Origin of the sequence: Azohydromonas caseinilytica (assembly GCF_012927045.1) — a bacterium.
GTDB classification, from domain to species: domain Bacteria; phylum Pseudomonadota; class Gammaproteobacteria; order Burkholderiales; family Burkholderiaceae_C; genus Azohydromonas; species Azohydromonas caseinilytica.
In genome coordinates this window covers 94,157-109,857 of record NZ_JABBFW010000008.1, presented here as the reverse complement: position 1 = coordinate 109,857, position 15,701 = coordinate 94,157, and the positions used below count along the sequence as shown (strand labels likewise).

Annotated in this window: 13 protein-coding genes and 1 riboswitch; of the genes, 3 read left to right on the top strand and 10 right to left on the bottom strand. The window is 71.6% G+C overall.

Annotated features, from left to right (window positions below):
- Window positions 1-55: 55 nt before the first annotated feature.
- The 10 genes from HHL10_RS13570 to HHL10_RS13525 form a co-directional block, all read right to left on the bottom strand.
- On the bottom strand, window positions 56-739 hold the full coding sequence (locus tag HHL10_RS13570; RefSeq protein WP_169160906.1) for a precorrin-8X methylmutase: 684 nt from the start codon (window positions 737-739) through the stop codon (window positions 56-58).
- Window positions 736-1,698 carry a sirohydrochlorin chelatase gene (locus HHL10_RS13565; protein ID WP_169160905.1) on the bottom strand — a complete coding sequence of 321 codons (963 nt, stop codon included), beginning with the start codon at window positions 1,696-1,698 and terminating at the stop codon, window positions 736-738. Before HHL10_RS13565 ends, HHL10_RS13570 begins: the two co-directional genes overlap by 4 nt.
- Complete coding sequence (gene cobM / locus HHL10_RS13560; protein ID WP_169160904.1) at window positions 1,695-2,501, bottom strand: precorrin-4 C(11)-methyltransferase; 807 nt, start codon at window positions 2,499-2,501, stop codon at window positions 1,695-1,697. Before cobM ends, HHL10_RS13565 begins: the two co-directional genes overlap by 4 nt.
- A gap of 28 nt (window positions 2,502-2,529) precedes the next feature.
- Entirely contained in the window at window positions 2,530-3,162 is a 633-nt protein-coding gene (locus HHL10_RS13555) for an energy-coupling factor ABC transporter permease (RefSeq protein ID WP_169160903.1), read from the bottom strand.
- Between the two features lie 41 nt (window positions 3,163-3,203).
- Entirely contained in the window at window positions 3,204-4,493 is a 1,290-nt protein-coding gene (locus tag HHL10_RS13550; protein WP_310734593.1) for a cobyrinic acid a,c-diamide synthase CobB, read from the bottom strand.
- 179 nt (window positions 4,494-4,672) lie between these two features.
- On the bottom strand, window positions 4,673-5,530 hold the full coding sequence (locus HHL10_RS13545) for an ABC transporter ATP-binding protein (RefSeq protein ID WP_169160901.1): 858 nt from the start codon (window positions 5,528-5,530) through the stop codon (window positions 4,673-4,675).
- The gene (locus HHL10_RS13540; protein ID WP_310734592.1) at window positions 5,527-6,480 is read right to left on the bottom strand and encodes a FecCD family ABC transporter permease; all 954 of its coding nucleotides are present in this window, start codon (window positions 6,478-6,480) and stop codon (window positions 5,527-5,529) included. Before HHL10_RS13540 ends, HHL10_RS13545 begins: the two co-directional genes overlap by 4 nt.
- Window positions 6,477-7,379: an ABC transporter substrate-binding protein gene (locus HHL10_RS13535; RefSeq protein ID WP_169160900.1), complete on the bottom strand. Its 903-nt coding sequence runs from the start codon at window positions 7,377-7,379 to the stop codon at window positions 6,477-6,479. Before HHL10_RS13535 ends, HHL10_RS13540 begins: the two co-directional genes overlap by 4 nt.
- Window positions 7,376-7,930: a bifunctional adenosylcobinamide kinase/adenosylcobinamide-phosphate guanylyltransferase gene (gene cobU, locus HHL10_RS13530; RefSeq protein ID WP_169160899.1), complete on the bottom strand. Its 555-nt coding sequence runs from the start codon at window positions 7,928-7,930 to the stop codon at window positions 7,376-7,378. Before cobU ends, HHL10_RS13535 begins: the two co-directional genes overlap by 4 nt.
- Window positions 7,931-8,138: 208 nt before the next feature.
- A riboswitch (cobalamin riboswitch) is annotated at window positions 8,139-8,376 on the bottom strand.
- 255 nt (window positions 8,377-8,631) lie between these two features.
- A complete protein-coding gene (locus tag HHL10_RS13525) occupies window positions 8,632-10,134 on the bottom strand; it encodes a methyl-accepting chemotaxis protein (RefSeq protein WP_235971439.1) in 1,503 nt (500 codons plus the stop codon).
- Between the two features lie 911 nt (window positions 10,135-11,045).
- Between HHL10_RS13525 and HHL10_RS13520 the strand changes: the two genes are divergently transcribed.
- From HHL10_RS13520 to HHL10_RS13510, 3 genes are all read left to right on the top strand, one after another.
- Window positions 11,046-11,693, top strand: a complete 648-nt coding sequence (locus tag HHL10_RS13520; protein ID WP_169160897.1) for a pentapeptide repeat-containing protein — start codon at window positions 11,046-11,048, stop codon at window positions 11,691-11,693.
- Window positions 11,694-11,797: 104 nt separating this feature from the next.
- Window positions 11,798-13,075 carry a phospholipase D-like domain-containing protein gene (locus tag HHL10_RS13515; RefSeq protein ID WP_169160896.1) on the top strand — a complete coding sequence of 426 codons (1,278 nt, stop codon included), beginning with the start codon at window positions 11,798-11,800 and terminating at the stop codon, window positions 13,073-13,075.
- A 105-nt stretch (window positions 13,076-13,180) separates the two neighbouring features.
- Window positions 13,181-14,989: a site-specific integrase gene (locus HHL10_RS13510; RefSeq protein WP_169160895.1), complete on the top strand. Its 1,809-nt coding sequence runs from the start codon at window positions 13,181-13,183 to the stop codon at window positions 14,987-14,989.
- Window positions 14,990-15,701 lie beyond the last annotated feature (712 nt).

Here is a 15,701-nt window from a genome sequence, read left to right as displayed (position 1 = left end):
TTCTTCTGCGGCCTGCGTGAAGGTTCAACGGAAACGACATCACCCGCCCCTTCCCTTACCCCACCTGCCCCGCGCGCTGCCGCGCCTCGGCCAGCGACAGCAGCGCGTGGATGGCGGCCACCACCAGCGTGGAGCCGCCCTTGCGCCCGCGGATCACGATCCAGGGCACCTCGTTCACCTCGGCCATCAGGTCCTTGGACTCGGCCGCCGAGACGAAGCCCACCGGCATGCCCACCACCAGCGCCGGCCGCACGCCCTCCTCGCGGATCAGGCGCACCAGCTCGATCAGCGCCGTGGGCGCGTTGCCGATGCCCACGATGGCGCCCCGCAGCAGGCCCAGCCGCGCCGCCTTGCGCATGGCCTGCACCGCGCGGGTGGTGTCCTCGGCCTTGGCGGCCTCGATCACGTCGGGGTCGCTGATGAACTGGTGCGTGCGCACGCCGAAGTGCGCCAGCCGCGGCTGCGACAGGCCCGAGCAGATCATCTCCACGTCGGCCACCACGGCGCTGCCGCCGCGCAGCAGGGCCTGGATGCCGGCCTCCACCGCGTCGGGATGGAAGTCCGTCAGGCCGTTGAACTCGAAGTCGGCGTTGGCGTGGATCATGCGCCGCACGATCGGCCACTGCTCCGGCGCGTAGCCATGCGGGCCGACCTCGGCGTCGATGATGGCGAAACTGTCGTGCTCGATGGCCTGCCCGGCGCGGGTGAGCTGCTCGGTGACGGTGTTCACGCTGCTCATGCGCTCACCTGCTCGTGATGGTGCTCGTGGCCGTGAGCGTGGTCATGGCCGTGGTGATGGCCGTGTACGTGCACCACCTGCCCGTGCGCGTGCTCCTGCGCCGGCGCGGCATGGTGCGCATGCGTGTGCTCGTGCGAGTGGCCGTGGCCCAGCTCGTGCGCGATCTCGCGGAAGCGGCAGCCGTCACAGGGCAGCTTCGCCTCGGCCACGCCGCCGCGCAGGTCCGCCACGCGCTGCTCCAGCAATTCGAAGATTTCCTTCTCGAAGCCGAAGTGCGTGGTGCAGGTGAAGCGCATCTGCGGGTACTGCACGCGCAGGTGCTCGACCTGGCGGTGGATGCGCTGCATCAGCGTGCCGGTGTAGAGGTAGTAGGGCAGCACCACGACCTGGCGCATGCCCAGTAGCACCTGGCGCTGCACCACGCGTTCCAGGCGCGGCCAGGTGATGCCGGTGAAGGCGAGGTCCACCAGCTCGTGGTCGCCCTCCTCCATCAGCCAGCGCGCCATCTTGGCCATGTCGCCGTTGGCGGCGCGATCAGACGAGCCGCGGCCCAGCAGCACCACGCCGGTGGTGGTGGGGTCGGGCATGTCCAGCGCGGCCATGGCCTTGCGCAGGCGGCGCTTGAGGATGGCCAGGATCGGGTCGCACGCCGTCAGGTGCGGCCCGTACAGGAATTCGGTGCCGGGGCAGTGTTCGCGCGCGTGCTCGATGGCCTCGGGAATCTCCATCTTCACGTGGCCCGCGGCATTGAGGATCAGCGGCAGCACCAGCACGCGGGAGGAACCTTTGGCTGCAGTGAGCAGGCCGTCGTGCAGCGAGGGCGGCGCGAACTCGATGAAGCAGACCTCGATGCGCCAGCCCGGCTGGCGCGCGCGCCAGAGCTCGACGAACTCGCGGATCTCCTGGTTGCCGCTGTCTTCGCGCGAGCCGTGGCCCACGAGCAGGATGGTGTCGGTCATGGGGCCTCCGGGGCCGGCGTGCCGGGCACGCTGGCCCGGCGGAAACGGTGGGTGAAACTGGGGTCGTACAGCCGCGAGCGCGTGAGCTCGGGCCAGTGCCGCGAGCCCAGCGTGGGGCTGACGATGACCATGGACTGGCTGACGATGCCGGCGTCGCGGCACTGCCGCTTGATGGTGGCCAGCGTGCCGCGCAGGATGCGCTCCTCGCCCGGCCAGCTGGCCTTGTGGACCACCACGACGGGCGCGTCCTCGGGCCAGCCCGCCGCGCGCAGCTCGGTTTCCACCTTGTGCAGCAGCGTGATCGACAAAAAGATGCACAGGGTGCAGCGGTGCGCCGCCAGCTCGCGCAGCGACTCGCCTTCGGGCATGGGCGTGCGCCCTTCCACCCGGGTGAAGATCGTTGTCTGCGTGACTTCCGGCAAGGTGAAACTTTCCACCGCGGCGGCAGCGGAAGCCATGGCCGAGGACACGCCCGGCACCACCGCCACCGGGATGCCGGCGGCGTCCAGCGGCTGCACCATCTCGATGAGCGTGCCGTAGAGCGCCGGGTCGCCGGTCTGCAGCCGCACCACGGTGGCGTGGCGGGCGGCGCGCTCGATGAGCCAGGCGGCCATCTGTTCCAGCGTCATGTCCTTGCTGTCGGCGATCTCGCAGCCCGCGGGCGCCCAGCGCGTGGCCGCCTCGTTGACCAGCGATCCGGCAAACAGGATCGCCCCGGCCCGCTCGATCAGCGAGCGGCCCTTGACGGTGATGAGCTCGGGGTCGCCCGGACCGGCGCCCACGAACCAGACGGTGCCGCGCATCGTTGCTGCTCCCTGTGCGTCAGTGGAATCAGGCCGAGGCCGTCAGGCGCTCGTCCAGGCAGGCGCGGGCCCAGGCCTGGTCCCGCACGGTGGCCACCCCGCGCACCAGGGCGAAGGTGAACACCGGCTCCAGCGCGGCCACGCTCAGGTACGAGGCAGCGAACACGGCCCAGTCGGACAGCGCCGTGGCCTGCTCGCCCAGGGCCAGCCAGAAGCCCACCATCAGCGTCACGCCGGCGTAGTACACGGCGTCCAGGCGCACGATGCGGCGCAGGCTGCCGTCGGCGGCGCGGCCCAGCGTGTGGTGCACCACCATCAGCGGCACGATCAGCGACAGCGCGTTGACGGCCAGGTGCATCAGGTCCTGCGGCTCGAACACCAGCCCTTGCAGCAGCAGCCCGGCCACGAAGCCGAACATCGTGGGCAGGAAGCCCAGCAGCAGGTACATCGGCATCGCGCCGATGAGGTGCAGCTCCGAGGGGCCGACAGGCATGTGGAAGCTCTGCATCAGCACCGAGAAGAACAGTGCGGCGATGGCGGTGCGCAGCCACAGCGCGGGGCGGCGCAGCAGCGCCGGCGCGTGGGCGGCCAGCACGGCCACGGCCGCGACGTTGGCGAACATGAGCTTGCCCTGGGCCAGCAGGCCGGGTTCGATGTGCATGGAAGATCTCCTGAAGTTTGGGTTGAGGGGCCGGTGGCGGTTCAAGGACCCAGCACCCGGGCCACCGCGCCGGGGTTGGACGGGAAATAGGCGTGGAAGTAGCTGGCCGTGAGTCGGCCCACGCGGTACACGGCCTCGGCCGCGCGTCCGCCCGTGGGCGAGACGCCGCGCGCCACGGGCTGCAGCGGCGTGTCAAAGCTGGAGTAGTGAAAGCTGTGGCCGCGCAGCAGGCCTTCGGGCAGGGCCACCGACTGCATGCCCAACGCCTGCAGCCGCGGCTTCATCGTGGCGGTGCCGGGCAGCAGGCCGGCCATGGCGTGGCGCCCGCCCTGCACATCCACCAGCGCCTCGGCCAGCACCAGCATCCCGCCGCACTCGGCCCACAGTGGCTTGCCGGCGGCGTGGTGGGCGCGCAGCGCGTCCAGGAAAGCGGTGTTGGCCGACAGCGCCGCGGCATGCAGCTCCGGGTAGCCGCCGGGCAGCCAGAGCGCGTCGCAATCCGGCAGCGGCTCGCCGGCCAGGGGCGAGAAGAAGAGGACTTCCGCGCCCAGCTCGCGCAGCGTCTGCAGGTTCGCCGGGTACATGAAGGAGAAGGCGTCATCGCGCGCCACGGCAACACGTTGCCCACGCAACAGCGGCGCCGGTGGCTCCATGCCCGCTTGGGGCTCGAAACGCACCACGGGCGCCTGGTAATCGGCGCCGCCGGCCTCGGCCCAGGCCTGGGCCCAGCGGTCCAGCCGCGCTTCCAGGTCCGGCACCTCGGCGGCCTGCACCAGGCCCAGGTGCCGCTCCGGCAAGGCCAGCTCCTCATGGCGCCGCAGCGCCGCGACCAGCGGCCATTGCGACGGCAACGACTCGCGCAGCATCGCCGCGTGGCCGGGGCTGCCCACGCCGTTGGCGATGACGCCGGCGAGTTGCAGTCCGGGGCGGTAGGTGGCCAGGCCCTGCGCCACGGCGCCGAAGGTCTGCGCCATGCCGCCGGCGTCGATCACGGCCAGCACCGGCAGCCCGAAGGCCTGGGCCAGGTCGGCGCTGCTGGGGTTGCCGTCGTAGAGGCCCATCACGCCCTCGACCAGCACCAGGTCGGCCTCGGCCGCGGCGGCGTGCAGCAGCGCGCGGCAGTGCTCCAGCCCGCCCATGAACAGGTCGAGCTGCTGCACCGGCGCGCCGCTGGCGCGCGCCAGCAGCATCGGGTCGATGAAGTCCGGCCCGGTCTTGAACACGCGCACGCGCCGGCCCTGGCGCAGGGCATGGCGCGCAATGGCGGCCGTGACGCTGGTCTTGCCCTGGCCCGAGGCCGGGGCGCTGATCAGGACAGCGGGGCAGTCCACGGGGGATTTAGACAAATCCCAAGACGGTTCTGAACCCGTATTCCGTTCGTCCTGAGGTATCGAAGGATGAACGGCCCTCACCATGGTGCCGCCATCGCAGCCTGTCGGATTCGTACTTCGATACCTCAGTACGAACGGATCGGGGTTCAAAAGCTTGGTGCGAGGCGGGTGGGACTTCGTCATCGCGGGTTCTCCTGAGCCGAGCCATCGGCCCGGCCCTCATCGGGCAGGACGCCGCGCGGCAGCGCGATCCAGCGCCCGCGCAGGTTGAGGATGTCCAGCCGGTGGTTGAAAGCCTGCTGCAGCGCCCGCTGCGTGGCGGCCTCGCCCGGCGCGCCCTGGTGCAGCAGCCGCCCGCCGGCCAGCACGATCAGCTCGTCGGCCTGCAGCGCGATGGACAGCTCGTGCAGCACGCTCGCCACCGCCGTGCCCTGCGTCCGCAGCGCGCGCACCAGCTCGACCCAGTCGGCCTGGTGCGGCGGGTCCAGGTGCGCCAGCGGCTCGTCCATCAGCAGCACCACGGCCTGCACTGCCAGCGCCCGCGCCAGCAGCACGCGCTGGCGCTCGCCGCCGGAGAGCGCCGACAGGCGCCGCTCGCGCCAGGCCCAGCAGCCGGTGGCCTCCATCGCCTGGCGCACGGCGGCGTGGTCCGCCGCCGAGGCCGGCGCCAGCCAGGCGCGGTGCGGGGCGCGGCCCAGCATCACCACGTCGCCGGCGCGCAGCTCGCCGGTCGGCGCCTCGTTCTGTCCCAGCCAGGCCAGCGCGCGGGCGCGCTCGCGCGCCGGCCACTGCGCCAGGAGCCGGCCCTGCAGCCGGACTTCGCCCTCACAGGCCTGCAGCCCGGCCAGCGCGCGCAGCAGCGTGGACTTGCCCGCGCCGTTGGGGCCGACGATGGCGGTCCAGCAGCCGGGGCGCAGGCGCAGGTGGAGGTCCTCCAGCACCAGCCGCGCGCCCAGCGCGAGCTGCGCGATGTGGGCCTCCAGCGCGGCATCGGCCTGGGGCCGGTCGCGGCCGGGGTGGAAGGGAATCACTGTCATGCCACCGCTCCCCGGTGCATGCGCCACAGCAGGTAGGAGCCGCCCAGCAGCGCGGTGAGCACGCCCACGGGCAGTTCCTGCGGCGCCATCAGGCCGCGCGCCAGCAAATCGGCGCCCAGCAGCAGCGCGCCGCCGGCCAGGGCCGACAACGCCAGCAGCGCGCCATGGCCGCGGGCATTGCGGCGCACCAGGTGCGGTGCCACCAGCCCGACGAAGGCGATCAGCCCGGCCTGCGCCACGGCCGCGCCGGTGGCCAGCGCCAGCGTCAGCACCAGCGCCACGCGCAGCAGCGCCAGGCGCAGGCCCAGGCTGGCGGCGGTGGCCTCGCCCAGGGTGAGCAGGTCCAGCGCGCGGCTGCAGGCCAGGGCCAGCGGCGCGCACAGGGCCAGCACCCCGGCCAGCACCGCCACGCTGCGCCAGCCCAGGTAGCCCGTGCTGCCCAGCAGGAAGGACTGCATCGCCTGCAGGATGTCGGGCGACAGCAGCAGCACCAGCGCCGTGACGGCGCCCAGCACCACGCCCACCACCACGCCCGCCAGCAGCAGCCGCAGGGTTTCACTGACACCGCCGGAGAGCAGCAGCGTCAGCGCCACCGCGCCCGTGGCGCCGACGAAGGCGGCGCCGGTGAGGCCCAGGCGCAGGCTCCAGGCGGCGGTGGCGGGCGACAGGCCCAGGCCGGCCAGCAGCAGTGCCACGCCCAGCGCCGCGCCGGCGGAGCTGCCCAGCAGGTAGGGATCGGCCAGCGGATTGCGGAACAGCCCCTGCGCCACCGCGCCGGCCAGGCCCAGCAGCGCGCCGGTGAGCCAGGCGCCCAGCGAGCGCGGCAGGCGGATCTCCCAGGTGATCCAGGCGTCCTCGCCGCCGCTGAACCCCCAGCCGCCGCTGCCCACGGCCAGGCCGGCCAGCGCGAGCAGCGCGCCGGCGGCGAGCAGCAGCAGCACCGTCCTCACCGGGCTTTCTCCGGCGCGGCGGCGGCCTGCGCCAGGCAGCGCGCCATGATCCGCGCCGCCTCGCCCATGCGCGGGCCCGGGCGCATCAGCAGGTCGCCCTGCGCAGCGTCGAAAGCGCAGACCCGCCCATGGCGCAGCGCGTCGATGCGCGCCCAGCCCGGGCGCTCGGCCAAGGTTGGTGCGTTGCGTGCCGACACGATCACCAGCTGCGGATCGGCGCGGACGACGAACTCGGGATTGAGTTTCGGAAAAGGCCCCAGCGTGGCCGGCACCGCGTTGCGCGCGCCCAGCCGCGCCAGCGTCTGGCCGATGAAGGAGCTTTCACCCGCGGCGAAGGGCGCGCTGTCCACCTCGAAATAGACGCGCAAGCCGCGCCCGGCCGGCGGCACGGACCGCGCGGCGGCGTCCACGTCGGCCTGCATCTGCCGCCACAGGCGCTGCGCCTGGCCGGCCGAATCAGAGGCGCCCAGCAGCTGCGCCAGCGTGCGCGCCACGCGCTGCATGTCCTCCCAGTCGCGCGGCTCCAGCGCCACCACCTTCAGGCCCAGCGCCTCCAGGCGTTCGATCGCTGGCGAGGACAGTGCCACCAGCACCACGTCGGGCCGCAGCCGGGCGATGGCTTCCACGGAGGCGTCGCGCATCCCGCCCACCCTGGGCAGCGCCTGCACGGCGGGGGGGAAACTGGAATGGCGGTCGATGCCCACCAGCCGCGCGCAGCCGTCAAGCGCGCACAGCGTCTCGGTGAGCGAGGGCAGCAGGCTGACGATGCGCTGCGGCGGCGCGGTCCATTCGCGGCGCTGGCCGCGGTCGTCGGTGACGGCGGTCTGGGCTTGCAGGGCGGAGCACAGCAGCCCCGCAGTCACGGCGACCAGCGCTCGGCGGACGACCTTCAACCTCACGCCGCCCCCTCCTCCACGTCCCGCGTCCACGCCTGCCCCGCCACCATCAGCGTCAGGCGCGCGCAGCGGCGGGCGATGTCCTGGTTGAGGCGGCCCAGCTCGTCGATGAAGTGCCGCACCTCGCGCGACAGCGGGCTCACGCCCCAGCCGACCTCGTTGGAGACGAACACCACCGGGCCCGGCAAGGCGGGCAGCGCCGCCAGCAGCGCGGCGCGCTCGACGGCCCAGGCGGCGGCGTCGGGCTCGCCCTGCGCGGGCATGAGCCAGTTGGTCAGCCACAGCGTCAGGCAGTCCACCAGCAGCAGCCGCTGCGGCGTGGAGGCGGCCCGCAGCGCCTGGGTGAGGAGCAGCGGCTCCTCCAGCGTGTCGAAGCCCGCCGGGCGGTCCGCCTGGTGGCGGGCGATGCGCGCGCGCATCTCGTCGTCCCAGGCCTGGGCCGTCGCTACGACCGTGACACCATGCGCCGCGTCGCGCCGCAGCCAGGCCTGTGCCAGCGCTTCCGCATGGCGCGACTTGCCGCTGCGCTGGCCGCCGACGACGAGGTGGTGCATGGCGCGCGCCGTCCCGCTCACAGGCACGGACCACGGTGCCGAAGGCACGTGGACGGGTGCCGGCGGGCCGAGGCAGCCGCCTTCAGGACGACACGAGCGCACCGGGCGCGCTGCGCAGACTGGAACATGGGAACACGAAGACGTCGGGCGCCAGGACCGGCTTCCCCGCGGGTCCCAAGCTCACATGCCGCGTCCGACCCTGACGATCGAGCGCGGCGCCTCGTTGGCCGGTATCCGGGCTGGCGGCACGACCCGCGTTCCCTTCCCAGAAGGCAAGCCTTCCAGTGGGCGTGAAGCGGGTGGAGCTTGCGGTTGAGCAGGCTCCGGCCGGTGACCGTTGCGGGGGCAGCTCAGGCTCGGATGCCGCGGCGCGGCCTTCCTTCCTGATTCCCGTTTAACCGGGCCGGCAGAGCGCCGACCCGAGCACCAACGGCGTGGATTCTAAATGCGGCGCGCCGCGGCCCCCCTTCGGAAGCCGACCCGCAGCGTCCTGGGCTGCGCGGCATGGAGACATTCGATGTCGTTGAGGCGGTGGACCAGGACATCGAAGACGGCGTGCGGATGAGCTTGAAGAGGGGGCGCGGCCGGCAAGTCGGCTGACGGGCCTGTCCGGAAGGCAGGCTCCATCAGGCAGGAAGTGGGTAGAGGTTGCGCATGAAACTTCTTCCCGCTGACCATTGCGGGCTTGGTACCTGCCCGCGTCAGCGCGCGACGCGGAACACGTGGATGGCCTCGACCAGGCGCTGGGTGCGGTTGTTGAGCGCCGAGGCGGCCGAGGCGCTCTGCTCGACCAGGGCCGCGTTCTGCTGCGTGGTGCTGTCGAGCTCGGAGATGGCCTGGTGCACCTGCTCCACGCCGCGGCCCTGCTGGGCGGAAGCCTCGGAGATGTCGGACACCAGCGAGGCCACCTTGCGCACCTGCTCGATGATGCGCTCGATGGTGGCGCCGGCCTGCTCCACATGCCGGCTGCCCACGTCCACGCGCTGCACCGACTCCTCGATCAGCGACTTGATCTCGCGCGCCGCCGTGGCCGAGCGCTGCGCCAGCGAGCGCACCTCGCTGGCCACCACCGCGAAGCCCCGGCCCTGCTCGCCCGCGCGCGCGGCTTCCACCGCGGCGTTGAGCGCCAGGATGTTGGTCTGGAAGGCGATGCTGTCGATCACGCCGCTGATGTCGGAGATGCGCGCGCTGTGGTGCTGGATGTCGCCCATCTGGGTGCGCACCTGCTGCATCGCCGCGCCGCCGTTGGCGGCCACGTCGGAGGCCTGCTCCGCCAGCGAGCGGGCCTCGCTCGACGTGGCCGAGTTCTGCTGGATGGTCTGCGTGATCTGCTCCATCGAGGCGGCGGTCTGCTGCAGGTTGGCCGCCGTCTGCTCGGTGCGGCCGGCGAGGTCGTCGCTGCCCGAGGCGATCTGCGCGCTGGCGGTGGCCAGGCCGCCGACCTGCTCGGCCACGTCGTCCACCAGCGAGCGCAGGTTCAGCCCGGCCTGGTTGACCGCGCGCATCAGCAGGCCGATCTCGTCGGCGCGGTTGAGGCCCGGCACCGGCTCGACGTCGCCGCTGGCGACCTGGTTGGCGTGGTCGAGGATGGCGCGCACCGGCGTCACCACCTGCTGGCCCAGGAACAGGCTGCCCAGCAGCACGCCGCCCAGCCAGGCGCCAGCCACCGTCAGCATCTGCGGCAGCGTGGCCGCGGCCAGCAGCGCCGGCACGGCGGCGACCGCGCCGGCCAGGCCCAGGCCCAGCGCCAGGCGCAGGCGCAGCGACATCAGCTGGAACAGCGACAGCGGCGTGCGCCAGCCCGTGCGCACCACCAGGCCGCGGTAGAGGCGCCGGCCATTGGCGCGGCCCTCGCGCAGGTCCGCGTAGAGCTTCTCGGCCTCCTGCACCTGCCGCGGGTCGGCCGCGGTGCGCACCGACATGTAGCCCACCAGCTGGCCGTTGCGCCGCATCGGCGTGGCATTGGCCTGCACCCAGTAGTGGTCGCCGTTCTTGCGCCGGTTCTTGACCAGCGCCGTCCAGGACAAGCCCGACTTGAGCGTGGCCCACATGTCGGCGAAGGCCGCGGGCGGCATGTCCGGGTGCCGCACCATGTTGTGCGGCTGGCCCATCAGGTCGTCGTGAGCGAACCCGCTGGCGTGCGTGAAGGCAGCGTTGGCGTAGGTGATGTGACCGCTCGGGTCCGTGGTGGACATCAGCGTCATACCGGCAGGAATTTTGAATTCACGGCCGGTGACTGGCAGGTTTGTTCTCATCGAGTAATTCGTCAACAGACTGTTCAACTGCTCGTCCCGGCGGGCGCGTGTCGGATTCATCACGCCGAGCCGCTGGAGGGCCAGAACGCTTCAGACAGCGCGCTCGCAATATTCAGACCATCGGCCTGAAAGACGTCCACCCTGTGACTTTCGTGCCATCAGCCATGTTGCGGGTTGAGGCGCGACAGAAAAAGGCCGACCGGAAACGCTGTGCAGGCTGCATCAGCTCAAATTCGCTCCAGAAACCGGACGCCCGCCATTTACGTACCGCTCGAATTCCCGTTGTTCATCCGGTGTGCCGCGCATCCCGCTCCCGGCTGCTCGCCCGTGCGCCTGGCATGCGAGGGCATCAGGCAAACGATGCTTGATCTGGATAAATACGAGTGAAGCAGTTTTCTGTTATTGGCAATTCAGCTGGTTAATTGATGTAATGCACTATAGAGGGGCGTTTGGAAGCGGGCAATGGGACGACGCTTGGTGAAATCCCGGACCGACTTGCGGCTGTTTGTCGGAAATCAAACATTGGCGCCGTAAACCACGGCATGCAAACTGCCGCATCCTGTGATGTAAATTTTTTGTCTTTCGCGATAAATTTTTTGTCAGCCTGCGGTTATTGAGCACCATTCTCAGCCGGAACAAGCTGACATATTCATGACAACGTATTGAGCCCGGCGACGCTCCGGGCAGGCGCCGTCCATGGCGCCATTCCCGCTTGGTGCGCCGCCTCGCAGGACGGTCAAGCTGGCGCCCCAACGCGGGGCGGGTGGCGGCCGCCCAGGAAGCGCCGCAGCGGTGCGCGCGGGCGAAGGCACAGCGCTTGCAGCCGCAAGGGGCCAGTTTCAACGTCCCGGAGAAGCCCGATGAAGCCCCTGTTCTCCCGCATCGCCGCCACCATCCTGGGCGCATGGAGCCTGGCCGGCGCGCCGGCGCTGGCGGCCGACCCGGTCGTCAACGGCTGTCCGATCGCCGCTGCCACGCTGTGCCCCGACGCCCACTTGGCGGGCGCGCAGCTGCGCGAGGCCAAGTTGAACCACTCGAACTTCTTCAGTGCCGACCTCAGCGGCGCGGACCTTTCCGGTTCCCTGCTGCAGGAGTCCCGGTTCAACCAGGCCACGCTGCAGGATGCCAAGCTCGACGCCGCCGCCCTCGACGGGGCCAGTTTCCGCGCCGCAGCCATGACGCGGGCCCGGATGCCGGCGTCCAGGCTCACGGGCGCAAGTTTCCAGGACGCCCGGCTCGATGGCGCCAACCTGTCGCAGGCCAGCGCCCAGGGGGCCAGCTTCAACGGCGCGAACCTGCGCGGCGCCGACCTGCAGCGCGCCGACCTGCGCCGCGTGGACTTCAGCAGCGCGGAGCTGCAGCAGGCACGGCTGCAGGGCGCGGACCTGCGCGGCGCCAACTTCGAGGGTGCCAACCTCTCGGGCGCCGACCTGACCGGGGCCACGGTGGACGGCAGCACGCTGTGGCGCGGCGCCTCGCTGGACGGCTGCAAGGGCTGCCCGCGCTGAGCCGCCACCCCGGATCGCGCCCAGCGGCAGGCCTGCCGCCGGCCGGCTGCTGAGGGGGATGGCCGGCGCCGCGCCGCGCGCGTCGGCATGGTCGAATCGCCGGCATGGAGTCAACCGACACGCTGTGGAAGGTGGTGCTGGGGCTGCTGGCGCTGGTCGTGCTGCTGGGCATTGCCATCTGGTCGATCAAGCGCCACCGCGACCCCGAGCTGTCGCTGGATTGCGACCAGCCGCTGGACCGGATGCTGCCCTCGGTGAGCGGGCTCACGCATGCCTCGATGATCGAAGGCAACGCCGTCGAGCTGCTGGAAAACGGCGCCTTCTTCGACGCGCTGTTCGAGGAAATCGCCGCGGCGCGGTACTCGCTGCACTTCGAGACCTTCCTGTGGAAGGAAGGCCGCCTGGGCGCGCGGCTGGCCGCGGCGCTGGCCGAGCGCGCCCGCGCCGGCGTGCAGGTGCGCGTGCTGCTGGACGCGCGCGGCTGCAGCAAGATGGGCGAGGCCGCGACGCGCCAGATGAAGGACGCCGGCTGCCGGCTTGTTCACTACCACGCGCCGCGGCTGCGCAACCTGGGCGTGCTCAACCGGCGCGACCACCGCAAGGTGTGCGTGGCCGACGGGCGCGTGGCGCTGGTGGGCGGCCACTGCATCGTCGATCAGTGGCTGTACGAGGGCATGAAGGGCAAGGAGCCTTTCCACGACCTGGGCCTGCGCCTGCGCGGGCCTGGCGTGCACGCGGTGCAATCGGCTTTCAGCGAGAACTGGGTGGCCGAGTGCGGCGAGCTGTTCGTGGGTGAGGACGTGTTCCCGAAGCTGGAGCCCGCGGGCGAGGTCACGCTGCACATTGCCCGCGCCAAGCCCGAGCGCGCGGCGCCGGCGGTGAAGATCCTGCACCACCTGGTGCTGTGCATGGCGCGGCGGCGGCTGTGGATACAGAACCCCTACTTCCTGCCGCAGGACCGCGCCCTGCGGGCCCTGGCCGCGGCGGTGGAGCGCGGCGTGGACGTGCGGGTGATGGTGCCTTCGGCCGACGCTTCCGACATGCCCGTCGTGCAGCACGCCGCGCACCACAACTTCGAGCGGCTGCTGGCCGCGGGCGTGCGCGTGTTCGAGTACCCCAAGACCCTCACGCACCAGAAGGTGATGACCATCGACGGCATCTGGTGCGCCATCGGCTCCAGCAACTTCGACGACCGCTCCTTCGAGATCAACGACGAGATCACCCTGGGCGTGGTGGACCGCGCGCTGGCGCGGCAGCTCGAAGAAATCTTCGAGCGCGACATGCGCGACTGCCAGGAGCTGGACCTCGCCGGCTGGCGCCGCCGCAGCACCGCGCACAAGCTGCTGGACCGGGCGCTTTACCTGCTCAAAGAGCAGCTTTGAGTCGCGGCTCCATCGTCGAGGCCGGCATGGCACGCGGACCACGCCGGCACGTTCAGCACGCTTTTGCGGCTCGGATAACGGCAATAATCTGAGCCCTAAATTTTCATGCCGATTCCGGCCGCTTCCGACACGATGTCCGCCAAGTCCGACGCCACAAGCACTTACCTGCGCCGCATGGGGCCACACCATTTCGCGCACTTGCGGGCGGTGGCCGACGGGCTGTCGATCCACGCCTCGGCGCAGCGCTACCTGGGCATCGAGCACGGCAATGCCGCGCTGGCGGCCCATCGCGCGGTGGTGGAGCTGCTGCGCTCGATGGCGCGCCGAGCCGGCGACGCGCGCTGGCGGCTGGTGGGCCTGGTGATCCGCGGCGCGGACGGCGACGGCCGCCCTGCCCTGGCCGACTGGGCCGCCGCCAACGGGCTGGAGGGCTGGAGCGAGGCCGAGCTGCAGGAGCTCTACCGGCAGGCCTTTCCCCACGAGCGGCGCACGGCGCGCAACCAGCGGCTGCGCCAGCGCCAGATCGAGGCGCTGCGCGCGCTGGAGCAGCTGGCATGCGAGGCGCCACGGCCTACGGACGCGATTGCCGTCTGGTTCGACCCGCAGCTGGCGCAGCGGCTGCACGCCAACGGCTTGCTGCTGCTGCAGGACCTGCAGCGCGCGGTGGAGCGCGGCGGCCGCTGGTGGCGCTCGATCCCGGCCATCGGCCTCACCAAGGCCCGGCGCATCGAGAGCCATCTGCGCCAGCTGCTGCCGGCGCCCGGGTCGGCCCTGGCGGCGCCGATGGCGGCCAGCCTGGCCCTGGCGGCGGGGGTGGAACGCCGGCCTCGCTTCGACCTCGTGCCGCAGCCGCCGCCGGGACCGAACCGCGCCGCCGTCACCGGGGCCGCGATTTCGGCAACCAGCGACGCGCAGGCGATCGAGCAATGGGTCGCGGCCCGCGCCGGCAGCCAGACCACAGCGCGCGCCTACCAGCGCGAGGCGCACCGGCTGCACCTGTGGGCGGCGATCGAGCGCCACAAGTCCTTTTCCGCGCTGACGGCCGAGGACTGCCTGGCATACATGACCTTCCTGGAGCATGTGCCGGAACGCTGGATCTCGCGCCGCCGCGCCGCGCCGATGCAGCCGGGCTGGGCCCCGTTCGCCGGCCAGCTCACGCTGGCGAGCCGCCGCCAGGCCGTCGTCATCGTGGCCAGCCTCTTCGCCTGGCTGGTCAAGGGCGGCTACCTGGTGCACAACCCCTGGGACCTGGTGAACCGGCGCACGGGCGACGATGTGGCGACGCATGCGCTGGACTCACGCGCCTTCGAGCCGGCAGTGTGGGCCGCCATGCTGGCCTGGATCGAATCACAACCAACCTCACCTTCACGCGAGCGCGTCCTGTTCCTGCTGCGCTTCACCGAGGCCACGGGCCTGCGCGCCAGCGAGCTGGTGTCGGCGCGGCTGTCGGACCTGCGGCCGGTGGGCGGACGCTGGGCCATGCAGGTGCAGGGCAAGGGCGCGCGCAAGCGCATCGCCGCCGTGCCCACGCAAGCGTTGCGCGCGCTGCACGCCTACCTGCTGGTGCGCGGCCTGCCGCCGCTGGAGCGAGCGCCCGAGGATGCGCCGCTGGTGGCCAGTGTCACCGATGCGGCGGCTCCGATCGGCTACCAGGCGCTGTACGAGACGGTGCGCTCCTGGCTGCGGCGCGCGCTGCGCTGGGCACCCCTGACGGAGCCGCAGCGCCGCGGCGCCCAGAAATCCTCGGTGCACTGGCTGCGCCACACCTGCGGCACGCGCGCGCTGGAGCGCGGTGCACCGCTGGAAGTGGTGCAGGCGCAACTCGGCCATGCCGACCCGCGCACCACCATGCGCTACGCCAAGGCCCAACTGCAGCGCCTGCAGGACGGGATGGAAAAGGCGTTTGGGGAATAACGGCGGCTGCGAACCCGGGGCGACTGGAAACCAGATTTCCAGCAGGCTGCGGCCAGATACACGGACAGAGGCCGGCTTTGCCGTCACAGAGATCAGGCGCCTTCGCCCTGCACCGGGACGCTTGTCGGCGCTGCCAGGGGACGTGCAGGTGCACAGTGGCATCAATGCAGGTCGGGTGCCGGCTTTTCCGCGCGCAGGCCGGTTGACGCCGCCAGGCACGGTGTCACCCTCCACTCAGCTGCCTCGCAGGCGACGATCTGGGGTAAGGGTCCACCCGCCTGGGCATGAGCGCTCGTGGCCGAGCACCCGAGCCTGTCACACCTGGGCTGTGGCCTGCAGTCCATACCGATGTGCGGGCGGTGAGCAGCGCAATGGCTCTCGGCCTCATTGAAGGCTGCTCCCGACACACGCGGCGGCGCAGCCTTCTGGCGTAACTCCAGTCCTCGTCAATCCGAGACGACGCCTCATATCGCTAGCGGTGGGACCAGTACCGACCAGTCGCATGCCCCTCCCGTTGAGTGGCGCCTCTTGGGACGGCCTCGGTCGCGAACGTCCAATGGCGCGTCCCGGGCCCCCGATCCTGGCCGCCCCGAATCACAAACGCTCTCACAATAAGCGGGAATACGCGCCCGGCGGCCCGCACAACACGCCGCGCAGGCAATTCGTGCCGACGATGCGAACCCGGGCCGGCGTAAAGGAACGGTCTCGCATG

Excerpts from the sequence above, each read along its gene's own strand:
- HHL10_RS13570 (WP_169160906.1), bottom strand. The coding sequence starts at position 739 with ATGAGCAGCGTGAACACCGTCACCGAGCAGCTCACCCGCGCCGGGCAG.
- HHL10_RS13565 (WP_169160905.1), bottom strand. The coding sequence starts at position 1,698 with ATGACCGACACCATCCTGCTCGTGGGCCACGGCTCGCGCGAAGACAGC.
- cobM (WP_169160904.1), bottom strand. The coding sequence starts at position 2,501 with ATGCGCGGCACCGTCTGGTTCGTGGGCGCCGGTCCGGGCGACCCCGAG.
- HHL10_RS13555 (WP_169160903.1), bottom strand. The coding sequence starts at position 3,162 with ATGCACATCGAACCCGGCCTGCTGGCCCAGGGCAAGCTCATGTTCGCC.
- HHL10_RS13545 (WP_169160901.1), bottom strand. The coding sequence starts at position 5,530 with ATGACAGTGATTCCCTTCCACCCCGGCCGCGACCGGCCCCAGGCCGAT.
- cobU (WP_169160899.1), bottom strand. The coding sequence starts at position 7,930 with ATGCACCACCTCGTCGTCGGCGGCCAGCGCAGCGGCAAGTCGCGCCAT.
- HHL10_RS13525 (WP_235971439.1), bottom strand. The coding sequence starts at position 10,134 with ATGACGCTGATGTCCACCACGGACCCGAGCGGTCACATCACCTACGCC.
- HHL10_RS13520 (WP_169160897.1), top strand. The coding sequence starts at position 11,046 with ATGAAGCCCCTGTTCTCCCGCATCGCCGCCACCATCCTGGGCGCATGG.
- HHL10_RS13515 (WP_169160896.1), top strand. The coding sequence starts at position 11,798 with ATGGAGTCAACCGACACGCTGTGGAAGGTGGTGCTGGGGCTGCTGGCG.
- HHL10_RS13510 (WP_169160895.1), top strand. The coding sequence starts at position 13,181 with ATGCCGATTCCGGCCGCTTCCGACACGATGTCCGCCAAGTCCGACGCC.